The organism is Brevundimonas sp. (assembly GCF_035627055.1).
Lineage (GTDB): Bacteria > Pseudomonadota > Alphaproteobacteria > Caulobacterales > Caulobacteraceae > Brevundimonas.
Window position 1 is genome coordinate 361190 of the sequence record NZ_DASPMM010000022.1, and the last position, 20881, is coordinate 382070.

Annotated in this window: 25 protein-coding genes; 15 read left to right on the forward strand and 10 right to left on the reverse strand. The window is 68.4% G+C overall.

Annotation, left to right across the window (positions count from 1 at the left end; genetic code table 11):
• Window positions 1-23: 23 nt before the first annotated feature.
• The 6 genes from pdhA (at window position 24) to lpdA (ending at window position 6512) form a co-directional block, all read left to right on the forward strand.
• Window positions 24-1052: a pyruvate dehydrogenase (acetyl-transferring) E1 component subunit alpha gene (gene pdhA, locus VEA98_RS12425; protein ID WP_324814848.1), complete on the forward strand. Its 1029-nt coding sequence runs from the start codon at window positions 24-26 to the stop codon at window positions 1050-1052.
• Between the two features lie 3 nt (window positions 1053-1055).
• Window positions 1056-2432, forward strand: coding sequence for a pyruvate dehydrogenase complex E1 component subunit beta (locus VEA98_RS12430; protein ID WP_324814851.1), 1377 nt, complete (start codon window positions 1056-1058; stop codon window positions 2430-2432).
• Complete coding sequence (locus VEA98_RS12435) at window positions 2429-2746, forward strand: DUF5076 domain-containing protein (RefSeq protein WP_324814854.1); 318 nt, start codon at window positions 2429-2431, stop codon at window positions 2744-2746. The genes VEA98_RS12430 and VEA98_RS12435 overlap by 4 nt, the downstream gene beginning before the upstream one ends.
• Window positions 2743-4008 carry a pyruvate dehydrogenase complex dihydrolipoamide acetyltransferase gene (locus tag VEA98_RS12440; protein WP_324814856.1) on the forward strand — a complete coding sequence of 422 codons (1266 nt, stop codon included), beginning with the start codon at window positions 2743-2745 and terminating at the stop codon, window positions 4006-4008. Before VEA98_RS12435 ends, VEA98_RS12440 begins: the two co-directional genes overlap by 4 nt.
• A 71-nt stretch (window positions 4009-4079) precedes the next feature.
• Window positions 4080-5027: a DUF3667 domain-containing protein gene (locus VEA98_RS12445; protein ID WP_324814858.1), complete on the forward strand. Its 948-nt coding sequence runs from the start codon at window positions 4080-4082 to the stop codon at window positions 5025-5027.
• Window positions 5028-5108: 81 nt separating this feature from the next.
• On the forward strand, window positions 5109-6512 hold the full coding sequence (gene lpdA, locus VEA98_RS12450) for a dihydrolipoyl dehydrogenase (protein ID WP_324814860.1): 1404 nt from the start codon (window positions 5109-5111) through the stop codon (window positions 6510-6512).
• A gap of 14 nt (window positions 6513-6526) precedes the next feature.
• Here lpdA and VEA98_RS12455 read toward each other — a convergent pair whose 3' ends face one another.
• The 4 genes from VEA98_RS12455 to VEA98_RS12470 form a co-directional block, all read right to left on the reverse strand.
• Window positions 6527-6709: a DUF3606 domain-containing protein gene (locus VEA98_RS12455; protein ID WP_324814863.1), complete on the reverse strand. Its 183-nt coding sequence runs from the start codon at window positions 6707-6709 to the stop codon at window positions 6527-6529.
• Between the two features lie 107 nt (window positions 6710-6816).
• Window positions 6817-7356, reverse strand: a complete 540-nt coding sequence (locus tag VEA98_RS12460; RefSeq protein WP_324814865.1) for a hypothetical protein — start codon at window positions 7354-7356, stop codon at window positions 6817-6819.
• Window positions 7284-8171, reverse strand: a complete 888-nt coding sequence (locus tag VEA98_RS12465) for an NAD(P)-dependent oxidoreductase (protein WP_324814868.1) — start codon at window positions 8169-8171, stop codon at window positions 7284-7286. The genes VEA98_RS12460 and VEA98_RS12465 overlap by 73 nt, the downstream gene beginning before the upstream one ends.
• Before the next feature lie 10 nt (window positions 8172-8181).
• Window positions 8182-8682, reverse strand: a complete 501-nt coding sequence (locus VEA98_RS12470; RefSeq protein ID WP_324814871.1) for a flavin reductase family protein — start codon at window positions 8680-8682, stop codon at window positions 8182-8184.
• A gap of 139 nt (window positions 8683-8821) precedes the next feature.
• On the opposite strand from VEA98_RS12470, the gene VEA98_RS12475 reads away from it, so the two are divergent.
• Window positions 8822-9724 carry a flagellar motor protein MotB gene (locus VEA98_RS12475; protein WP_324814872.1) on the forward strand — a complete coding sequence of 301 codons (903 nt, stop codon included), beginning with the start codon at window positions 8822-8824 and terminating at the stop codon, window positions 9722-9724.
• Between the two features lie 124 nt (window positions 9725-9848).
• The gene (locus tag VEA98_RS12480; RefSeq protein WP_324814875.1) at window positions 9849-10583 is read left to right on the forward strand and encodes an arginyltransferase; all 735 of its coding nucleotides are present in this window, start codon (window positions 9849-9851) and stop codon (window positions 10581-10583) included.
• Here the strand turns inward: VEA98_RS12480 and VEA98_RS12485 are convergent.
• From VEA98_RS12485 to recO, 4 genes are all read right to left on the reverse strand, one after another.
• Entirely contained in the window at window positions 10580-11599 is a 1020-nt protein-coding gene (locus VEA98_RS12485; protein ID WP_324814878.1) for a M48 family metallopeptidase, read from the reverse strand. The two genes, VEA98_RS12480 and VEA98_RS12485, sit on opposite strands and share 4 nt — an antisense overlap.
• A gap of 11 nt (window positions 11600-11610) precedes the next feature.
• Window positions 11611-12189 carry a LemA family protein gene (locus tag VEA98_RS12490; protein ID WP_324814880.1) on the reverse strand — a complete coding sequence of 193 codons (579 nt, stop codon included), beginning with the start codon at window positions 12187-12189 and terminating at the stop codon, window positions 11611-11613.
• Between the two features lie 94 nt (window positions 12190-12283).
• Window positions 12284-14485, reverse strand: a complete 2202-nt coding sequence (gene parC, locus VEA98_RS12495; protein ID WP_324814883.1) for a DNA topoisomerase IV subunit A — start codon at window positions 14483-14485, stop codon at window positions 12284-12286.
• A 39-nt stretch (window positions 14486-14524) separates the two neighbouring features.
• Entirely contained in the window at window positions 14525-15256 is a 732-nt protein-coding gene (recO, locus tag VEA98_RS12500) for a DNA repair protein RecO (RefSeq protein WP_324814885.1), read from the reverse strand.
• Window positions 15257-15376: 120 nt separating this feature from the next.
• Between recO and VEA98_RS12505 the strand changes: the two genes are divergently transcribed.
• Complete coding sequence (locus VEA98_RS12505; RefSeq protein ID WP_324814888.1) at window positions 15377-16333, forward strand: hypothetical protein; 957 nt, start codon at window positions 15377-15379, stop codon at window positions 16331-16333.
• Here VEA98_RS12505 and VEA98_RS12510 read toward each other — a convergent pair whose 3' ends face one another.
• Together VEA98_RS12510 and VEA98_RS12515 are read right to left on the reverse strand one after the other, a co-directional pair.
• Entirely contained in the window at window positions 16334-16828 is a 495-nt protein-coding gene (locus VEA98_RS12510; RefSeq protein WP_324814890.1) for a nuclear transport factor 2 family protein, read from the reverse strand.
• Window positions 16829-16857: 29 nt separating this feature from the next.
• Window positions 16858-17475: a flavodoxin family protein gene (locus VEA98_RS12515; protein ID WP_324814893.1), complete on the reverse strand. Its 618-nt coding sequence runs from the start codon at window positions 17473-17475 to the stop codon at window positions 16858-16860.
• Between the two features lie 128 nt (window positions 17476-17603).
• Here VEA98_RS12515 and VEA98_RS12520 point away from each other — a divergent pair, with 128 nt between their 5' ends.
• Genes VEA98_RS12520 through VEA98_RS12545 form a run of 6 tightly spaced genes read left to right on the forward strand, consistent with a single transcriptional unit; the run spans window position 17604 to window position 20881 of the window.
• Window positions 17604-17951 (forward strand): metalloregulator ArsR/SmtB family transcription factor, encoded by a 348-nt coding sequence (locus tag VEA98_RS12520; RefSeq protein ID WP_324814896.1) that lies wholly within the window; start codon window positions 17604-17606, stop codon window positions 17949-17951.
• Window positions 17935-18441, forward strand: a complete 507-nt coding sequence (locus tag VEA98_RS12525; protein WP_324814899.1) for an SRPBCC family protein — start codon at window positions 17935-17937, stop codon at window positions 18439-18441. The genes VEA98_RS12520 and VEA98_RS12525 overlap by 17 nt, the downstream gene beginning before the upstream one ends.
• Window positions 18442-18481: 40 nt before the next feature.
• Entirely contained in the window at window positions 18482-18964 is a 483-nt protein-coding gene (locus VEA98_RS12530) for an SRPBCC domain-containing protein (protein WP_324814902.1), read from the forward strand.
• Window positions 18965-19016: 52 nt separating this feature from the next.
• Window positions 19017-19457, forward strand: a complete 441-nt coding sequence (locus VEA98_RS12535) for a VOC family protein (protein WP_324814905.1) — start codon at window positions 19017-19019, stop codon at window positions 19455-19457.
• Window positions 19458-19499: 42 nt separating this feature from the next.
• Window positions 19500-19901: a DUF1801 domain-containing protein gene (locus tag VEA98_RS12540; RefSeq protein WP_324814908.1), complete on the forward strand. Its 402-nt coding sequence runs from the start codon at window positions 19500-19502 to the stop codon at window positions 19899-19901.
• Window positions 19898-20881 (forward strand): alpha/beta hydrolase, encoded by a 984-nt coding sequence (locus VEA98_RS12545; protein WP_324814912.1) that lies wholly within the window; start codon window positions 19898-19900, stop codon window positions 20879-20881. The genes VEA98_RS12540 and VEA98_RS12545 overlap by 4 nt, the downstream gene beginning before the upstream one ends.

Consider the following 20881-nt stretch of genomic DNA (forward strand, 5'->3'; position numbering starts at 1 on the left):
GCGGCCCAGCCGGGAGATGACGGATGGCGAAAGCCCCCGCCGCCAAAGCTGATTCCAGCAAGGCGACCAAGTTGCCCAATACGCCCACGGCCTCCAAGGAGGACCTGCTGCGCTTCTATCGCGAGATGGTGCTGATCCGCCGTTTCGAGGAGCGCGCCGGCCAGCTGTACGGCATGGGTCTGATCGGCGGTTTCTGCCACCTGTACATCGGGCAGGAGGCTGTGGCGGTCGGCGTTCAGGAGAGCGTCAAACAGGGCCACGACAAGATCATCACCGGCTATCGCGACCACGGCCACATGCTGGCCGCCGGCATGGACCCGAAGGAGGTCATGGCCGAGCTGACCGGCCGCATCGGCGGCTCGTCAAAGGGCAAGGGCGGCTCGATGCACATGTTCGACACCGCCACCGGCTTCTACGGCGGCCACGGCATCGTCGGCGCCCAGGTCGCGCTCGGCACCGGCCTGGCCTTCGCTGGACGCTACCGCGGCGATGACTCGGTCGCCTTCGTCTATTTCGGCGACGGCGCGGCCAACCAGGGCCAGGTCTACGAAAGCTTCAACATGGCCCAGCTGTGGAAGCTGCCGGCCATCTACATCATCGAGAACAACCAGTACGCCATGGGCACGAGCATCGAGCGCTCGTCGTCGACGACCCAGCTGAGCGAGCGCGGCGCCAGTTTCGGCATCCCCGGCGAGCAGGTCGACGGCATGGACGTGCTGGCGGTGCGCGACGCCGTGGCCCGCGCCGTCAAGCGGGCGAGGGAAGGGGGCGGGCCCTTCATCCTCGAGATGAAGACCTACCGCTACCGCGGCCACTCCATGTCGGATCCGGCCAAATACCGCACCAAGGAAGAGGTCGACCAGGTCAAGACGACCCGCGACCCGATCGACCACATCAAGACCCTGCTGGCGGCCGCCAAGGCGACCGAGGACGAGCTCAAGGCCATCGACAACGAGGTCAAGGGCATCGTCGCCGAGGCCGTGCAGTTCGCCCAGGAAAGCCCGGAGCCGGACCCGTCCGAGCTCTACACCGACGTCTACGTGGAGGCCTGATTCGTGACCGACATTCTCATGCCGGCGCTGTCGCCCACGATGGAAGAGGGCACGCTGACCAAGTGGCACATCAAGGCGGGCGACACCGTGTCGGCCGGCCAGGTTATCGCCGAGATCGAAACCGACAAGGCCACGATGGAAGTCGAAGCCGTCGACGAGGGCGAGGTGCTTGAAATCCTCGTCGCCGAGGGCTCGGAGAACGTCAAGGTCAACACGCCGATCGCGCGTCTGGCGGGTGAGGACGGAGCCGCCGCACCGCCGCCCAAGGCTGATGCCCCCGCCGCCAGCCCCGTCGCGGACGAGCCGCCCGCCGACAGGTCGGGTGATCCCGAGAAGAAGGACGACACGGCCAAGGGCCCGAAGGTGGAGCTGCGCGATCCCGAAATCCCCGCCGACGCCAAACTGGTCAAGACCACCATCCGCGACGCCCTGCGCGACGCCATGGCCGAGGAGATGCGCCGCGACGAGGGCGTCTTCCTGATCGGCGAGGAGGTCGCGCAGTACCAGGGCGCCTACAAGGTCAGCCGCGAACTGCTGCAGGAGTTCGGCGACAAACGCGTCGTCGACACCCCGATCACCGAGCACGGTTTCGCCGGCCTCGGCGTCGGCGCGGCCATGGCGGGGCTGAAGCCGATCGTCGAGTTCATGACCTTCAACTTCGCCATGCAGGCCATCGACCACATCATCAACTCGGCGGCCAAGACCCTGTACATGTCGGGCGGCCAGATCCGCGCCGGCATCGTCTTCCGCGGCCCGAACGGCGCCGCCAGCCGCGTCGCCGCCCAGCACAGCCAGGACTATTCGGCCTGGTACGCCCAGGTGCCGGGCCTGAAGGTCATCGCCCCCTATGACGCCGCCGACGCCAAGGGCCTGCTGAAGGCCGCGATCCGTGATCCCAACCCGGTCGTCTTCCTCGAGCACGAGATGATGTACGGGCTGGAGTTCGACGTGCCGGACGTCGAGGACTACGTCCTGCCGATCGGCAAGGCGAAGGTCCGGCGCGAAGGCACGGACGTGACCATCACGGCGCACAGCCGCATGGTCGGCTTCGCCCTGCAGGCCGCCGAGCAGCTGGCCGGGGAGGGCATCTCCTGCGAGGTGGTCGACCTGCGCACCCTGCGTCCGCTCGACCATGAAACCATCGTGGAGAGCGTGAAGAAGACCAGCCGCCTGGTCTCGGCCGAGGAAGGCTGGGGCCCCATGGGCGTCGGCGCCGAGGTCGTGGCCCGGGTGATCGAGCACGCCTTCGACTACCTCGACGCCCCGCCGCTGCGGGTGCATCAGGAGGACGTGCCGCTGCCCTACGCCGCCAACCTCGAGGCCCTGTCGCTGCCGGGCGCCGACAAGATCGTCGCCGCCGTGAAGCAGGTGATGGCATGAGCCAGGCCGAGGAACACCAGCTGAAGACGCCAGCCAGCGTCGCCGCCGATCCCGAGGCGATCGAGATCCTGCGGATGTGGTGGTCGAACAAGGAACCGGTCATGGCGATCAAGCCGGCCTTCAACGATCCCGCCATGTTCGGCCGCATGCTGGCCTACGCCGCGACCCATATGGCGCACGGCTACAAGGTGCGGCACGGGATGGACGAGCGCGCCGCCTACAACCAGATCCTGGGCGGCATGAGCGAAGCGCTCAAGGCGCAGAACGTCCAAACCGTCGCGGAGACCGGGGACCAGACAGGGAGCGCGCAATGACCGACATCCTGATGCCCGCCCTGTCGCCCACGATGGAAGAGGGCGTGCTGGCCAAGTGGCACGTCAAGGTCGGCGACGTGGTCAAGGCCGGCGACGTCATCGCCGAGATCGAGACCGACAAGGCGACCATGGAGGTCGAGGCGGTCGACGAGGGCGAGGTCACCGACATCCTCGTCGCCGAGGGCTCGGAAGGCGTGAAGGTCAATACGCCGATCGCCCGGCTGAAGGACGAGGGCGGCGCGGCCGCTCCGGCTCCCCGGGCGGAAGCGCCGAAGGCGGAGCCCGGGGAGGCCGAGCCGCCGAAGGCCGCTGCCGCTCCCAAGGCGTCTCCGGCGCCCACGAAGGCCGACGGCGAGCGCGTCTTCGCCTCGCCGCTGGCCCGCCGCATTGCGGCGCAGAACGGCGTGGACCTGAAATCGATCAAGGGCACCGGCCCGCACGGCCGGATCGTCAAACGCGACGTCGAGGGCGCCGCCAGGGGCTCCGCGGCTCCGGCGTCCACCGGCGCAGCCCCGGCCTCCGCCGGCGAGGCCCGCAAGGTCCAGTCGCTGGCCCAGATGGGCATTCCCGACGGCAGCTACGACCTCGTGCCGCTGGACGGCATGCGCAAGGCCATCGCCCGGCGCATGACCGACAGCTTCCGCGACGTGCCGCACTTCCCGCTCGAGATCGACTGCGAGATCGACGGCCTGCTGGCGGCGCGCGCCAGGGTCAACGCCCTGCTCGAGAAGGACGGAATCAAGGTCTCGGTCAACGACTTCGTCATCAAGGCCTCCGCCATGGCCCTCAAGGCCGTGCCCGAGGCCAACGCCAGCTACTCGCCCGAAGGCCTGGCCATGCACCACAACGCCGACGTGGCCATGGCTGTGGCCATCGAGGGCGGTCTGATCACCCCGATCATCCGCAAGGCCGAGACCAAGTCGCTGCGCGAGATTGCAGCCGAGTCGAAGGACCTCGCCAAGCGCGCCCGGGACCGCAAGCTGAAGCCCGAGGAGTTCCAGGGCGGCACCTTCAGCGTCTCCAACCTCGGCATGTTCGGCATCAAGTCGTTCGCCTCGATCATCAACGAGCCGCAGGGCGCGATCATGAGCGTGGGGGCGGGCGAGCAGCGTCCCGTGGTGAAGAACGGCCAGCTGGCGATCGCCACCGTGATGTCGGTCACCCTGACCTGCGATCACCGCGTCGTCGACGGCGCGACGGGGGCCAAATTCCTGCAGGTCTTCAAGGCGATGATCGAGGACCCGGTGACCATGCTGGCCTGAGCAACGGGCTTGCACGCCGCCTGCGGACCGTCTCAAGATGGTGCGGGGGAAGATTCAATGTCCGGCGCGCTGTGACCACCGAAGGGGAAGCCTGTCCGGCCTGCGGGGCCGGTCTGCGCGGGCGGTACTGTCACGACTGCGGCCAGGACACGCACGCCCGGCCGCGCCCGTTGCGGGAATGGGCCGCCGAAGCCTTCTCCGAAACGAACCTGGTCGACGGCCGCACGGCGCGAACCCTCGCCGCGCTGGCGACCCGGCCCGGCCGGCTGCTGGAGGCTTATCGAACGGGCGCCGGAAGCCGGTATCAGACGCCGACCAAGCTGTTTGTCGTCGCCACCGCCCTGTTCCTGCTCACGCTGAATTTCGCCGACGTGCAGATTTATCAGTACGTCGGCCGGGTCCTGGATCCGGCCAGTCCCGTCGTCTCTACAGCCGACGCCGACGGGGCCACGGTCCATCTGCAGAACGCGGTCCAGGGCGAAGTCTGGATGCAGCGGCGCGTCGAACCGGCGATCGATCCCGCCATCACCGCCGCCATAACGGCATCGGCCGAACGCGCCGTAACCAACAAGGACCGCCAGAACCTGGTCTACGAGAACCAGTCCAACCGTGAACAGGGGATAATTTCGGAACGGCTGGCCAGCTGGCTGCCCAATATCCTGTGGCTGCTCATGCCGATGTACGCCCTGCTGCTTGCCCCGTTCTTCCGCCGGCGGCTGCTGGTGGAGCATCTGGTGTTCGCCATGTGGGCCCACGTCACGGCGTTTGTCCTGCTGAGCCTGCTGGCGCTGGTCAACAAGTTCGGGGTCGGAGCGCCGGCCTGGCCGGTGGTGGTTCCCTACCTTGCGTACTTCGCGCTCGCCGCCAGACGCTACTACGGGGTGAGCATGGGTCAGGCGTTGTGGCGCGGGGCGGCGCACCTCGCGCTCTACGGGGGTCTTGTGCTGTTTCCGGCAGGCCTGGCCGTCGCGATCTCCGTCATGGACCCCGAGGCGTTCATCGCCTTCATCAACGCCTGACTTTTCGTTTCGTCCGGGGCCGGGGAGGGTGCCTTTCGCGGCTCCGGCGCGTTAAGACGCGCTGCTCAAGGAGATTCTGGCATGGCTGAGTTCGATCTGGTCGTCATCGGTTCCGGTCCGGGCGGCTATGTGGCGGCGATTCGCGCCAGCCAGCTGGGGCTGAAGACAGCCATCATCGAGCGCGAGAACCTGGGCGGCATCTGCCTCAACTGGGGCTGCATCCCGACCAAGGCCCTGCTCAAGTCGGGCGAGAAGTACGAGAGCCTGTCGCACCTGAAGGACTACGGTCTGTCGGCCGAGAAGACCGGATTTGATTTCGACGCCATCATCCAGCGTTCGCGCGGGGTGGCCGCCCAGATGAACAAGGGCGTCGCCTTCCTGATGAAGAAGCACAAGATCGAGGTGATCGAGGGTTCGGCGAAGCTGGAGAAGGGCGGGGACGCGCCCGAGGTGGTCATTGCTCTGAAGGCGGGCGGGTCGCGCACGGTCGAGGCCAAGGCCGTCATGCTGGCGGTCGGGGCCCGCGCCAAGGCCATCCCGCAGATCGGCCTGGAGGCCGACGGCGACCGCATCTGGGCCTACCGCGAGGCGATGGCGCCGAAGAAGATGCCGGCCTCGATCGTGGTTATCGGTTCCGGCGCGATCGGCGTGGAATTCGGCAGCTTCTACAGGGCCTTGGGCGTCGAAGTTACGATCGTGGAAGCGGTCGACCGGATCATGCCGGTGGAGGACGAGGAGGTCTCGAAGGCGGCCCAGAAGGCCTTCGAGAAACGTGGCATGAAGTTCCGCACCGGCTGCAAGGTCACCAGGGTTTCGAAAGGCGGGAAGGGCGTGCAAGTCGCCATCGAGGCCGGCGGCAAGGCCGAGACGCTGGAGGCCGAGGTGTGCATCTCGGCGGTGGGCATCACCGCCAACACCGACGGCATCGGACTTGAGGCGCTTGGCGTGAACATGGATCGCGGCCACATCACCATCGACGGCCACTGCCAGACCAACGTGAAGGGGCTGTACGCCATCGGCGACTGCGCCGGCGCGCCCTGGCTGGCGCACAAGGCCTCACACGAAGGCATCCACGCCGCCGAGCACATCGCCGGCTTCAAGACCCCGAACGTCCATTCGCCGATCGCCGGCTGCACCTATGCCCAGCCGCAGGTCGCGTCTGTCGGGATCACGGAGCAGGGCGCGCGCGAGGCGAAGCGGGAGGTGAAGATCGGCCGGTTCCCGTTCCGGGTGAACGGCAAGGCCGTGGCCGCCGGCGAGATCGAGGGCTTTGTGAAGACCATCTTCGACGCGAAGACCGGGGCACTGATCGGCGCGCACATGATCGGGGCCGAGGTCACCGAGATGATCCAGGGCTATGTCACCGCCATCACCATGGAGGCGACTGAGGAGGACATCCACGGCATCGTCTATCCGCACCCGACCATGTCGGAAGCCATGCACGAGGCCTCGCTCGACGCCTATCAGCGGGTGCTGCACCTGTAGGGCGGCGCCTGCGGCTATCGCTTCTTGCCAAGCTCCGCGGCGATGTCCTTGACCATGCGGCCGGCCTTGCGGTGGGCGGAGACGATCTGGTCGCGGGTAACGCCCCAGCGCTTCATCCAGTATTCCACGGCCTGACGCTCCGACAGGTCGAGCCGATCCTTGTCGATGAAGCCGCGCTTGTCCTTGAGACCCGCCATGATCACTCCGAGGTTCGGCAGGAGGGGTAGCGGGAAGAGGCGGGGTTGGCGAGGTCCAATCCCCGGTCCGTATCGCGCCTAAGATATATTATGCGAAATTCGGGATATCACTCCGGCCTGAGTTCCAGCGCCGTGTACGGCGACTGTCCGCGTTCGATGCGGATCAAATCGAGGACACTGACAATCTGCCGCGACCGCCAGTGACTCAGATAATAGACCACCGGTCCCAATGTGACCGCCACGCCGAACTGAACCGATGTCTCCAGGTTCGCCCGCACGAACGACATCAGACTGTCGCCCGCGACCTCGGCCAGGATCGCGATGATCGATACCGGGATGGTCAGGTACGCGATGATCACCGCGCGCAGCATCTGGTCCTGTCGTCGGGCATTCAGGTTCGCCAGCGCCGAGATTGCGTCGAAGGTTCGGTTGTCGACGCCGGCGAGAAGTTCGAAGGTCTGGCGGGTCGAGCGATTGCGGCGGAAGCCGCTGATGAAGTCGACGCCCATATAACCCCAGGCGCCGGGCGTGTAGAGGCTGGACGGCAGCAGGCTCCAGGTCGGGAAATAGGTCTTCAGCCGGTTCCAGAGCCCCCAGGCGTCGGTCGGGGCTTCTGAAGCCTCGCCGCCAGACTCGACGTGTCCCATCGCGATCCCCCCATGGACTGCACCTCGGAATAGAACTGATCCACGAGCGCCGTCAGCGACAGATGCGAGCCGTTCGACCGCGCTTCGTCAAGCACCAACCCCAGGTCCTTGCGCATCCAGTCGACGGCGAAGCCGAAGTCGAACTGGCCGGCCGCCATCGTTTTCCAGCGGTTGTCCATCTGCCACGACTGCGCCGCGCCCTTGGAAACGGCGTCATAGACCGCGTCGGTGTCGAGGCCGGCCGTCCGGGCGAAGTTAACGGCCTCGGCCAGGCCCTGGACGACCCCGGCGATGGCGATCTGGTTGACCATCTTGGTCAGCTGGCCGCTGCCGGCGGGCCCCATGTGCTTCACCGCCTTCGCGTAGTGCATGAGGACCGGCTCGACCCGCGCCAGCGCCGCCGCGTCACCGCCGGCCATGACGCTGAGCTGGCCGTTCTCGGCGCCGGCTTGGCCGCCCGACACCGGCGCGTCGATGAAGAAGGCGCCCTGCCCCGCCGCCAGCGTCGCCATCTCCCGCGCCACCTTGGCCGAGGTGGTGGTGTGGTCGACGATCACGGCCCCCTCCCCCACTGACGGCAGCGCTGCCGCGACCACCTCGCGGACGTCGTCGTCGTTGCCGACGCACAGGAGGAACAGGTTGGAGCCGTGCGCGGCGTCCTCGACCGTCGCGGCGAACCGACCGCCCGTTGCGGCGGCCCAGGCTCGCGCCTTGTCCGGCGAGCGGTTGAAGCCGGCGACCTCATGGCCCGCCTGCACGAGATGACGCGCCATGGGCGCGCCCATGACGCCGAGGCCCGCGAAACCGATCTTCATTCAGGGGTCCTCACGTCTGCGGTTCGACGGCGGCTCCGTACCGGCCGCGATAGTAGGTCAGGGCGTCGCCGGGCCGGGTCTCGAACCGCTGGACTTCTCCCACGATGGTCAGGTGATCGCCCATGACGATGCGGTCGCGCGCGACGCAGTCCAGCCGGGTCAGGGCGTTCTTGAGCCGGGGCGGCTCGGGGATGGCGCTGTCGAACTCCTCTGAGGACAGTCGGCAGACGCCCCAGGCGAAGCGGTCCGACATGTCCCGGTCCTCGACCGGCAGCATGTGGACGGCGAAATGATCGGCCCGGGCGAAGGCGTCATGGCGCCATGACGCACGATCCAGGCACCACAGGATCAGCGGCGGCCGCAGCGAAACCGAAGTGAAGGAGTTGATCGTGATGCCGAATGGCCCCTCCTCCGTGTGGGCGGTGACCACACAGACGCCCGTCGCGAATCCGCCGAGGGCCCGTCGGTAGGCCGGTATGTCGAACGCGTCAGGGGCAGCGGGAACGGTCACACCGCACGACTAGGCGAGGCCCGGACGCCCGGCAAGTTCAGATTCCTCACCCCCGATCGCGTGAGCGGATTATCGCAAACGGGTTCTTAACGCCGACTGCCGACTCTACGGCGAACGTAGGCGTCTCGCGAGTCCCCCGATGTCCATGAGCGATCGTCCGATCCTCATCAAGAAGGTCAAGAAGGTCATCGGCGGCGGCCACCACGGCGGCGCGTGGAAGGTGGCCTATGCGGACTTCGTGACGGCCATGATGGCCTTCTTCCTGCTGATGTGGCTGATCAACACGACCGATCCGGAGCAGAAGCGCGGCATCGCCGAGTATTTCGCCCCGGCCAGCGTGTCGCAGACCACCTCCGGATCGGGCGGCATCCTCGGCGGCACCTCTCTGGGTGACGACGGCGCGAAGGGATCGGGTTCGCAGTCGGTGATCAGCCAGTTGGCGCCGGAGGCCCCGCCGGACGCGCCGCAGGAGGCGGGCCAGAGCCAGAGCCTCGCGGCCGCCAGCGAGGCGGCGCTGCGCGACGAGATCGCGCGCCGCGAGGCCGCGGAATTCTCTTCGGCGGCGGAGTCCCTGCGCCAGGCCATGCAGTCGATGCCGGAACTGGCCGAGCTGTCGAAGCAACTGATCATCGACCAGACGCCGGAGGGCCTGCGCATCCAGCTGGTCGATCAGGAGGGCCGCTCAATGTTCGAGCAGAACTCGGCGCGGCCAAACCCGCGCGCCCAGCTGCTGCTGCGGGCGATCTCGAGGGTGATCAACCAGCTGCCCAACCGCATCTCGGTGACCGGCCACACCTCCGCCGCGCCGGGCTCGAACCGGGCGACGAGCCCGAACGACTGGCCGCTGTCGGCGGCGCGCGCCAACGCCTCGCGCCAGATCCTCCAGGCTGCCGGCGTCGATCCCGACAGGGTCTATCAGGTCTCGGGCAAGGCAGGCTCGGACCCGCTGTATCCCGACGACCCAACGCTGGCGGGGAACCGCCGGATCGCCATCGTGCTGCTGCGCGAGGCGCCGGTGCTGCCGACGGACACCAGCCTGTGACCGCCCGCCCGCCGCTCCTGCGTCGGGCGAATGGCCTTGCCGCGGCGCGCGACGCAGCGCCAAATCGGGGCATGCTGCAGCGGGCGCCAAACTGTCGTCGGATTTGGGTGGGGAGCTGTCGCCCGTGACCCAGTTCGTCCCTTCGCGTCAGCTTCGCTTCTACATGACCTCGGTAGCCCCCTGTCCCTATCTGCCGGGGCAGACGGAGCGGAAGGTGTTCGCCAACCTGCCGTTCAGCGAGGGCGCGCACGTTAACGACGAGCTGACCCAGGCCGGGTTCCGGCGCAGTCAGAACATCGCCTATCGCCCCGCCTGCGAAGGCTGTGACGCCTGCGTGTCGGTGCGGCTGCCCGTACCCGAGTTCAGCTTCTCAAGGTCCGAGCGCAAGGTGCTGAAGCGGAATGACGACCTGACCCGCGACCTGGTCGAGGCCGAGGCGACGATGGAGCAGTTCGACCTGCTGCGCCGCTATCTGAACGGACGGCATCCGGGCGGCGGGATGACCGCCATGGGCTGGCTCGACTATGTGGCCATGGTCGAGGATACGGCGGTGCGGACGCACCTGATCGAATACCGCCTGCCCTCCCCCGATGGCGGGCCGGGCGATCTGGTCGGGGTGTGCCTGACCGACCTGCTCTCGGACGGCCTGTCGATGGTCTACAGCTTCTTCGACCCGGCGCTGGAGGCGCGCAGCCTGGGGCGGTTCGCCATCCTGGATCACGTCCGGCAGGCGGCGACGGTGGGGCTGCCGTTCGTCTATCTGGGCTACTGGGTCCGGGGCTCGAAGAAGATGGACTACAAGGCCGGCTTCCGGCCGCTGGAGCAGCTGACCCGGCTGGGCTGGGAGCGCCTGCCCTAACCTGCCGCCGGCACCGAGGTGTCGAAGGGCGACAGCCCGTCTCCCGACCGGGGCCCGGGATCGCGCCCTCCCCCGAACCTCACCAGCGCGTCGATGCGCTTCTGGATGGGAGGGTGGCTGGCGAACAGGCCTTCGAGGCCGACTCCGTCAGGCTGGTTGTCGAGGAACAGCTGCTGCACCTCGTCGGGGCCCTTGATCGAGGAGCGGCCCTCGATTTTGCGCAGGGCCGAGATCATGGCGTCGGGGTTCTTGGTCAGCTCGACGGCGCCGGCGTCGGCGACGAACTCGCGGGTGCGCGACAGCATCATGCGGATGACGAAGGCGAGCACGAAGCCGATCACGGCGAAGGCCAGGCCGATCAGGATCAGCGGCATGGCGTTCTTGTTGTCGCGCCGCCCGCCGCGGGAATACAGCAGGCCCCGGAACACCAGCTCGGCGATGACGCTGATGATGCCCGCGAAGATCGAGGCGATCACCATGGTCCGCACGTCCTTGTTGATGACGTGGGTGAGCTCGTGGGCGAGGACGGCCTCGAGCTCGTCGCGGTCCAGGGTGTTGAGCAGGCCGCGGGTGACGGTGACGCTGTAGCGGCCCTCATGCAGGCCGGTAGCGAAGGCGTTGAGGCTGTCGGTCTCGATGATGCGCAGTGCCGGGGTCCGCAGGCCTCGTGAAATGGCGAGGTTTTCCAGCAGGTTGTAGAGGCCGGGCTCGGTGCGCCGGTCCACCTTCCGGGCCCCGGTGAAGGCGTCGATCATGGCCTGGTTGCCGAAATAGGCGATGGCGAACCAGATGCCGGCGATGACGAAGGCCGTCGGCACGGTCCAGCCCAGCCAGGACGCGGCCAAGGCCATGTCGTCGCCCAGCCCCCGCCCCGTCCCGGGCAGGAAGCCGAAGCCCATCAGGATCAGCTGCACGCCATACAGGATGCCGATCATCAGCACCGGAAAGGCGACCAGCAGCAGGATCGAGCGCGTGTTGTTCGCCCAGATATGGGTCTGGAGCCCTACGGCGCCCATCTACGCAATCCTCAAGCCGTGAAGCTCACCTTGGGCGGCGCCGCGCTCATCGTGGCCCGATCGGCCTCGCCCACGTCGAAGAAGGGCTTGTCCGAGCCGAAGCCGACCATGCCGGCGAACACCACGGTGGGGAACTGGCGGCGCACGGCGTTGAACTCGCTGACCGCGTTGTTGAAGAAGCGGCGGGCGGCGGCGAGCTTGTTCTCGATGTCCGACAGCTCGGTCTGGAGTTGCTGGAAGTTCGTGTTGGCCTTGAGGTCCGGATAGGCCTCGGCGACGGCGAACAGGCGGCCGAGCGTGGCGGTCAGCATGTTCTCGGCCTGGACCTTGTCGTTGACCGAGGTGGCCCCGGCCGCGGCGGCGCGGGCCTGGGTGACGGCGTCGAGGGTGCCGCGCTCGTGGGTGGCGTAGCCCTTCACGGTCTCGACCAGGTTGGGGATCAGGTCCTGACGCTGCTTGAGCTGGACGTCGATGTCCGCGAACGACTGGTCGGCGCGCTGGTCGAGGGCGACGAGCTTGTTGTAGCCGCCGACAACGACGAACAGCACCACGGCGACGATGACGCCGATGACGATCAGGGTCGTGAGCATATCGATCTCCACTCCCGGCCGGGCTCCGGCCACGCTTGAATATGGGGCGTGCGCGGGGCGGCGGATAGTGAAATCGGCGTCACCTCCCAGTCCATCACCTAAACTTCCTCAGTCCCCTCGGGCCCTGACGGCCGGCGCCGGCGCGTTTGCCGAGCCAGTCCTTCCAGTCGGGCCACTGGCGGCGGCGGCCGCCGCCGTCGGTCCACTCCGGGCCATGGGCGCTGTCGAAGACGGTGACGTCGGCGAGGCCGCCCTGTTTGTAGGACTGCAGCTTGACGCCCTTGCCGCGACCCATCTCGGGCAGTTCGGCGAGCGGGAAGATCAGCGCCTTGATGTTCTCCCCCACCGTGGCGACGTGGTCGCCTGTGACGCGGATGGCCGCGGCCATCTCGCCGTTCAGCACCTGTTTGCCGCCGCGCTTCTGCGCCAGCAGTTCGTCCTCGGGGGCGATGAAGCCGTAGCCGGCCTTCGAGGCCACCAGCAGCTTGCCGCCGGGCTGGTGGGCCAACAGGTTGACGATCTCGGCCTTCTCGTCGAGGTCGATCATCAGGCGCAGCGGTTCGCCGTGGCCGCGGCCCGAGGCCAGCTTGTCCGCCCCGACGGTGAAGATGCGCCCGTCCGAGGCCGCCACCAGCAGCTTGTCGGTGGTGTAGCCAGGCACGAGGAAGGCCAGGCTGTCGCCCTCCTTGAACTTCAGCTCGGACGGGTCGTCCACCTTGCCCTTGGCGGCCCGAATCCAGCCGCGCTCGGACAAGATGACGGTGATGGCCTCGCGGGGGATGAAGGCCTCGATGGAGGCGATGGCGGAGGAATCGACCGCTTCCGAGATCGTAGTCCGGCGCGGCGAGACCAGAGCCTTGCGGGTGGCCTCCAGATCCTTGCCGATCTGCTTCCACTGTTTCGCGGGCGACGAGGACAGTGATTGCAGCGCCGCAAGTTCTTCCGACAGTTCCTTGTATTCGTTCTCGATCGCCATTTCCTCGATCCGCGCCAGTTGGCGCAGCCGGGTGTCGAGGATGTAGTCGGCCTGGGCCTCGGTGAGGCCGAAGCGGGCGATCAGCACCGCCTTGGGCTGCTCCTCCTCGCGGACGATGCGGATGACCTCGTCGAGGTTGAGGAAAACGATCCTCAAGCCTTCCAACAGGTGCAACCGCTTCTCGACCCGTTCGATGCGCCACTGGGCCCGGCGCACCAGCACCTCGCGGCGGTGATCGAGGAAGGCCTGCAGGCAGGCCTTGAGGCCCATGACCCGCGGCGTGCCGGTGGCGTCCAGCACATTCATGTTGATCGGGAAGCGGACCTCGAGGTCGGAGAGCTTGAACAGGCTCTCCATCAGCACCTCCGGCTCGATGGTGCGCGACTTGGGTTCGAGCACCAGCCGGATGTCCTCGGCCGACTCGTCGCGGACATCGGCCAGCAGAGGGGCCTTCTTGTTCTCGATCAGGTCGGCGAGCGCCTCGATCAGTTTCGATTTCTGCACCTGATAGGGCATCTCGGTGACGACGATGCGCCACACGCCGCGGCCCAGATCCTCGGTCTCCCAGCGGGCGCGCAGGCGCACGCCGCCGCGGCCGGTCTCATAGGCGTCGAGGATGGAGGCGTGGCCTTCGACCGCGACGCCGCCGGTCGGGAAGTCCGGTCCCGGAACGATCTGGGCCAGCTCCTCGGTCGTCGCCTCGGGCCGCTCGAGCAGCAGATGGCAGGCGTCGATCAGCTCGCCGACATTGTGCGGGGGGATCGAGGTGGCCATGCCGACGGCGATGCCCGACGAGCCGTTGGCCAGCAGGTTGGGGAAGCCGGCCGGCAAGACGACCGGCTCCTCGTCCTGGTCGTCGTAGGTGGGGCGGAAATCGACGGCGTGCTGGTCGATGCCGTCCATCAGCAGGACGGCGGCCGGCGTCAGCTTGCACTCGGTGTAGCGCATGGCCGCGGCGCTATCGCCGTCGATGTTGCCGAAATTGCCCTGGCCGTCGACCAGCGGATAGCGCTGCGAGAAGTCCTGCGCCAGGCGGACGAGAGCGTCATAGATCGAGGCGTCGCCGTGCGGGTGGTAGCCGCCCATGACCTCGCCGACGACCTTGGCGCATTTGCGCGCCGCCGCCTGCGGGTTCAGCCGCATCTGGTGCATGGCGTACATGATGCGCCGGTGCACCGGCTTGAAGCCGTCGCGCACATCCGGAAGGGCGCGGTTGGTGATGGTCGACAGCGCATAGGCGAGATAGCGCCGCGACAGCGCCTCGCTCATGGGTTCGTCGATGATGCGTCCGCCCTCGGGCGGCGGGGTGTGAACGGTCATGCGGTCCGAATCGGCAAACTGGAGTCCGAAGTCTAGCGCCTAAAGCCGTCCCGCCTCGCGCAGCTTGTCGATCATCCACACCCGCGCGGGCGGCAGGGGCTTGTCGAGGGGATGGAAGACGAACTGCTCGAGGAAATGGCCGGTCAGGTTCAGGCCGGCGCCGACGTCGCCCTGGCCGAGGCCCGCCTGGGCGCCGAGCATGAAGGGCGGCAGATCCAGCAGCTTGTCGGCATAGGGCTCGCCGGCCGCGCGACTGACGGCGCGACCGGTGCGCGGGCTGACCCAGACGAGGTCGTCCATGCTTCCGGTGACGGCGCAGCGCGACAGGTCGAGACCGAAGCCCAGGTCCTCCAGCAGGCCTGCCTCGAAGCGGACGAAGATGGCGGGCCAGACATCGGGCACGGCGAAGGCCCCCATCAGCGCCTCGAAGGCGAGGAAGGCGCCGGGATGCGGCTCGCGTTCGGGCAGCGCGCCCTGCGCCACGGCGGCGGCGGCGGCGAGGCCGGTCAGGGCCAGGGGATCGTCGAACAGGGCGCTGGGCCCCTCCCCCACCGGCTCCAGCCGCGCCGAGCCGAGGTGGTCCGAGGTGCGGGCGCGATAGTCGGCGACCACCTTGGCGCCCGGCTGCAGGAAGGCCTTCATCTTGCGGGAGGCCCCGCCGGCGACGTAGGCGGCGTGGCGGCCATGCCCGGCGGTCAGCAGTTCGACGACGACGCCGGTGTCGCCATGCGCCCGGGCCGAGAGGACGAAGGCGTCGTCGGTGAAGTCCATGGCCTCCGTTAGCCTGCCGGGTCCGTGTTGGCCATACGTTCCGGCGGGCGGCTTGCGCGGCTTGCAACCAGCAAGGTAGCGTCGCTCCTGTTTCGCCTTTTTCAGCGCCGGGGGGCGTTCATGGACAAATTCACCGGCCGACGGCGCGCCAGCTGGCAGTCGAAGGCGCCGCTGTGGCCGTTCCTGATCGCGGCCTTCGCCCTCGCCGCCGCGGGCGGGGTGCTGATCAGTCTCTACGCCAGCGGCGTGATCCTCGGCGACGGCACCTCGGGCGGACGGGCGCTGGTGTGGATCAAGACGGCGTCCAACATCGCCATTCCGGCGCTGGTCATCGGCGCCGCCGCAGGAGCCTTGCTGAACGGGGTCTTCCTGTCGCCGGCCGGACGGCCCGGCGCGCTGAAATGGAGCGGCTGGCTGATGGCCGTGGCGGCGCTGGGCGCGGCGCCGCTGAGCGTCGCCAAGGGGATGGATGCAGACCGGATCGGGTATGAGATGCGGCTCAAGTCGGCGGTGGCGGAAGCCCGCATTGAGGCGCGGCAGGCCGAGACCGACTTCTACCGGCGGCTCTATCTGCTGAGCCGACACCAGGGGTTCGGCGTCGAGACGTTGCGCACGGCGGACGGGCTGGAAGAGGCGCGCAAGGCGATCGCCGGGCAGAAGGATCTGCTGGCGGCGGCGCGGCGCGACTATGACGGGGGCCAGGCCAAGGCTCGCCGGGCGCTGGCGGACGTCATCGTCGACCGGTTCGACCGCGAGGCGGTGCTGGACCGCTTCGACACGGCCCAGGTGATCCGCAAGGCGCAGATGGAGAAGGTGTTCGCCATCCACGACCGCCTGATCGCCCTGAGCGAGGAGGAGGTGAACCTGCTCTACGCCAACCGGGGCCGGTGGCGGCCGAACGCCTATGGCGGCGGAACGGTGACCAGCATGACTCTGTTCAACCAGCTGAACCGCATCGGCCGCGAACGGCGGGCGGCGGCGACCGAGCACGACCGGCTCTACCGCGAGATCGCCACCCTGGACGCCGAGACCAACGAAGGCATCGACCGGGTCATCGAAGCCGCCGTCCGCGAGTGATCAGTCGCCGCGGATGGCCGCGACGACGGCGGCGGAACGGTCGTTGGGCACGGCGAAGCTGAGCACGTACTGCTCAATCTTCCAGCCGTCGGTGGTGAGGCGCAGGACGCCGGAGCCGCGCGTCTGGCCGTAGCCGGCGTTGTCCAGTTCCTCGTCGAACCAGGCGATGCAGCGGCAGGCGATGGGGGCGACGGTGATGACCCGGGCGCTGGGGGTGTAGGTCCAGCCGCGGCCGCGCGCGAAATAGGGCTCGGCGAAGGCGCGGAATTCGGACAGCGACCAGCGCTCTGTGGCGTCGGTGCCGATGAAGCGGGCCTCGGGGGTGAAAAGGGCGAAATAGGCCGGGCCGTCGGCGGCGGTAGAAGCGGCGTTGAGCCGGTCGAGCACGGCGGCGACCGCGGCCTCTTCCGCGGCCGGCGCAGGAGTCTGCGTGGGGACCTGCGCGGGGGCGGCCTGCAGGGCCAGGGCCGACAGGGCGGCGAGCAGCAGGGACATGGGACCTCCGGACAGCGACGGTCCGGAGCCTAGACCCGCTCGGCGCTTTCCGGAACCGGATAGGTGTCGGGGCGCAGGACGCGGGCGAGGGCCAGCAGGTTGCGGGCGGCGTTGCGGCCGACGCGATCGGAATAGTCGTGCGCCTGGTCCGTATCGAGGTAGTCGGGCCCCGGACCGGGGCCGAGGTGCCAGTAGGTCCAGCTCTGCGCCGGGATGGTGAAGCCCATGTCGATCAGGCCCTGGCAGACGGTGGCGACGATGTGGTGGGCGCCGTCCTCATTGCCGGTGATGACCACGCCCGCGACCTTGCCGAAGGCGACGGGGCGGCCGCTGTCGTCGGTCTCAGAGAACAGGGCGTCGAGCCGTTCCAGGGCGCGCATGCAGACGCTGGACATCTGGCCGAGCCAGGTCGGCGTGGCCATGACGAGGATGTCGGCGGCCATCAGCTTCGCGTGCACCATGGGCCAGTCGTCGCCGTCGCCCTGGTCGGTCTTCACCCCGGGCTTGAGGTTGAGGTCGACGAGACGGATCAGCTCGGTTTCGGAGCCGCCCCTGTCCAGCTCGGCCATCACGACGCGGGCCAGGGCCTCGGTGTTGGAGGTTTGGGGCGACGGCTTCAGAGTGCAGTTGAGGATCAGGGCCTTCATCGGTTTCGCTCCCTTCCCGAAGAGCAACACCGGGCCGCCGGCGCCGTTCCGGATTTTATTTAACCGAGCGGTTGACAAGCCCGGGCTGCCGGCGCATTTAACCCATCAGTTAGATACGAAGCAGACCGATGGAAACCGACCCGCTCAGCGCCAAATTCGCCGCCCTGGCCGACCCGACTCGCCGGGCCATCCTGGCGCGGCTGTGCGAGGGCGAGGCCAGCGTCAGCGATCTGGCCGAGCCCTTCGACATGAGCCTTCCGGCCGTGTCGAAGCATCTGAAGGTGCTGGAGAAGGCCGGGCTCATCAGCCGGGGCCGCGAGGCGCAGTGGCGTCCCGCCCGCCTCGAACCCATGGGCCTGAAAGGCATCGCCGAGTGGATCGAGCACTACCGCCGCTACTGGGACGCCAGCTTCGACCGGCTCGACGCCTACCTGAAGAAGATCCAGAAAGGGGACCCGAATGGCCCAGGACACTGAAAACAATCCCTGCGAAACGGACGGCGCGGCCCACCAGCACGCCCTGGTGCTGCGCCGCGTCCTCGACGCAACGCCCGAGCAGATCTGGAAGGCCTGGATGACTCCGGAGCTGTTGCAGCAGTGGTTCGCGCCGAAGCCGTGGAGCATCTCGGACGTGCAGGTCGATCCCCGTCCCGGCGGCGTGTTCAACTTCATCATGCACGGCCCGGACGGCGAGCGCTTCCCGAACAGCGGCGTCTTCCTGGCGGTCGAGCCGAACAAGCGCTGGATCACGACCGACGCCCTGACGCCGAACTGGGAGCCGGCCGGGCAGCCGTTCATGGTGGCCACCGTCGAGCTGACGCCGCGCGAGGACGGCAAGACCGACTATGTCGCCACGGCGCGCCACTGGAACGCCGAGACCATGAAGCAGCACGAGGCGATGGGCTTCCATGAAGGCTGGGGCCAGTGCGCCGACCAGTTGGCCGAGCTCCTGAAGAAGCCGCACTGACCCTCCCCGGCCGCGACCGGACCCGCCGAAGAGCCGCCCGATGACCCTGGTAGAAGACGTCGCCACCCGCCCCACCCTGCAGATGCAGCGGCATTTCGATGCGCCGCGGGCGCTGGTGTGGCGGGCCTGGACCAACCCCGAGGTCATGGTGCTGTGGCTGGGTCCGGTCGAATGGCCGGCGGTCAGCGCCTCGCAGGACCTGAGGGTCGGCGGCGCCTGGCGGGCCTGCCTGCGCTCGCCCGACACGGGCCAGGAGCTGTGGCAGGGGGGCGTTTATCGCGAGATCGTGCCCGAAGAGCGGCTGGTCTTCACCTTCCGGTGGGACGAGTCGCACGAGGACGGGCCGCCGGTCGACACCCTGGTGACGGTGCAGCTGAGCGACGCGCCGGACGGCGGCACCGTGATGGACTTCACCCACGAAGGCCTGAAGTCGGAACAGAGCCTGGTCGGCCACAGGCATGGCTGGACCAGCACCTTCGAACGGCTGGAGGCCTTCCTCACGGCCGGAGGGGCAGATCAGTAAGGGCGCGGACGGCGCCTCGCGTTCGGTTCAACCTGCTCAAGGAGAGACGAGCATGAAGATCGTGACCAGCCTGAGTTTCCGCGGCCAGTGCCGCGAAGCCTTCGAGTTCTACGCCAGGGTCCTGGGCGGGGAGATCACCGCCGCCATACCGTACGGCGACGGTCCGCCCGACATGCCGATGGGTCCGCAGTACCGTGACTGGATGATGCACTGCTGGCTGCAGGTCGGCGACCAGGCCATCATGGGCGCGGACATGGACGTCGACTGGGCGAAGAACATCGACAAGCCCAAGAACGGCTTCGACGTCACCCTCCACACCGACGACGTGGCCGAGGCGCGGCGCTGGTACGACGCGCTTGTCGAGGGCGGCCAGCCGACCATGCCGTTCGGCGAGACCTTCTGGTCGCCGGGCTACGGCGGACTGATCGACAGATTCGGCGTGCCGTGGATGGTCAACACCATGCCGTCGGCCGACTGGAAGCCGGCGCCGTGAAGGCCTGGCCGATAATCGCCCCGGCCTCCACGGGAGACTGAGATGAAGATGGGACCGGCCGCGGCGAACCCCGACGCCTATGTGGCCGGTCTCGAGGGCTGGCGACGCGGGCAGGCCGAGGCCGTGCGCGCAGCCGTGCGCTCCATCGAGGGGATGGATGAGGTGATCAAATGGGGTCATCCCGTCTACCTCTCGAACGGACCCGTCCTGCTGATCCGGGCCGAGACGCGGCGGGTCCTGCTGGGTTTCTGGCGCGGCCAGAGACTGCGGGACCTGGAGCCGCGGCTGAAGCCGGGCGGCCAGCACGAAATGGCGACGCTGAGCCTGGCGGAGGGTGAGGCGGTCGATCCGGCCGTGGTCACGGCCCTGACCCGCGCGGCCGTCGATCTGAACGCCAGACTGGGAGACCCCACCAAGGCCCTGAAGAAGGAGAAGGCCTCATGAGCCCCCTGCCGATCCATCGCTTCGCCGTTCTCGCCGCCGCCTCCGTGCTGGCCGGCGCGGTCCTGGCGACCTCCGCCGAGGCCGGTACGCCCGCCCCCGCGACCCCCACGGCCCAGACCGCCACTCCGGCCGCGCCGCGCGCCGACACCGCCGCCGTCGAGGGCGGCGAGGTCCGCTACTTCGTCCATGGCGATCTCGGCTCGGGCAAGCGGCCGGTGCTGATCCTGCACGGCGCCTTCATGTCATCCGATGCGATGAAGCCGCTGACCGACCTGATGACCGATCGGCCCCTGATCGTCGTGGACCAGCGCGGCCACGGCCGCACGGGCGACCTGCCTGGCCCGATCACCTATGAAAACCTGGCAGACGACGCCGCGGCCGTGCTGGCCGACGCCGGCGTGCAGAAGGCGGACGTGATCGGCTATTCGATGGGGGCCGGCGCGGCCCTGCAGCTGGCGCTGCGCCACCCGGAAGCGGTCGACCATCTGGTCATCGCCTCGGTCAGCTTCAACGAGGCCGGCAATCTGCCGGGCTTCTCGGCCATGATGGACGGGATCACGCCGGAGATCTTCGCCGGCACGCCGATGGAGGCGGAGTTCAAGCGGCTGGCGCCCGATCCGGACGCCTTTGCGTCCGTCGTGGACAAGATCAAGGTCATGGACCGGGGCCAGGACTGGCCGGCGGAGGACATCCGCGCCCTGACCTCGCCCACCTTCATCATCGTCGGAGACCACGACATCGTGCGGCCCGAACACGCGGTCGAGCTGTACCGGCTGCGCGGCGGCGGAGACACGGCGCGGGCCTCGCAGCCCTTCCTGACCGAGAGCCCGCCGGCGCGGCTGGCCATCCTGCCGGCCAGTTCGCATATCGATGTGTTCGGCGATCCAGCCCTGCTGGCGGCGATGATCCTGCCCTTCCTCGATGATGAGACCCGGCCGATGCCGGGCGGCCTGTTCGAAGACATCCCGGGAAGCGAGTGA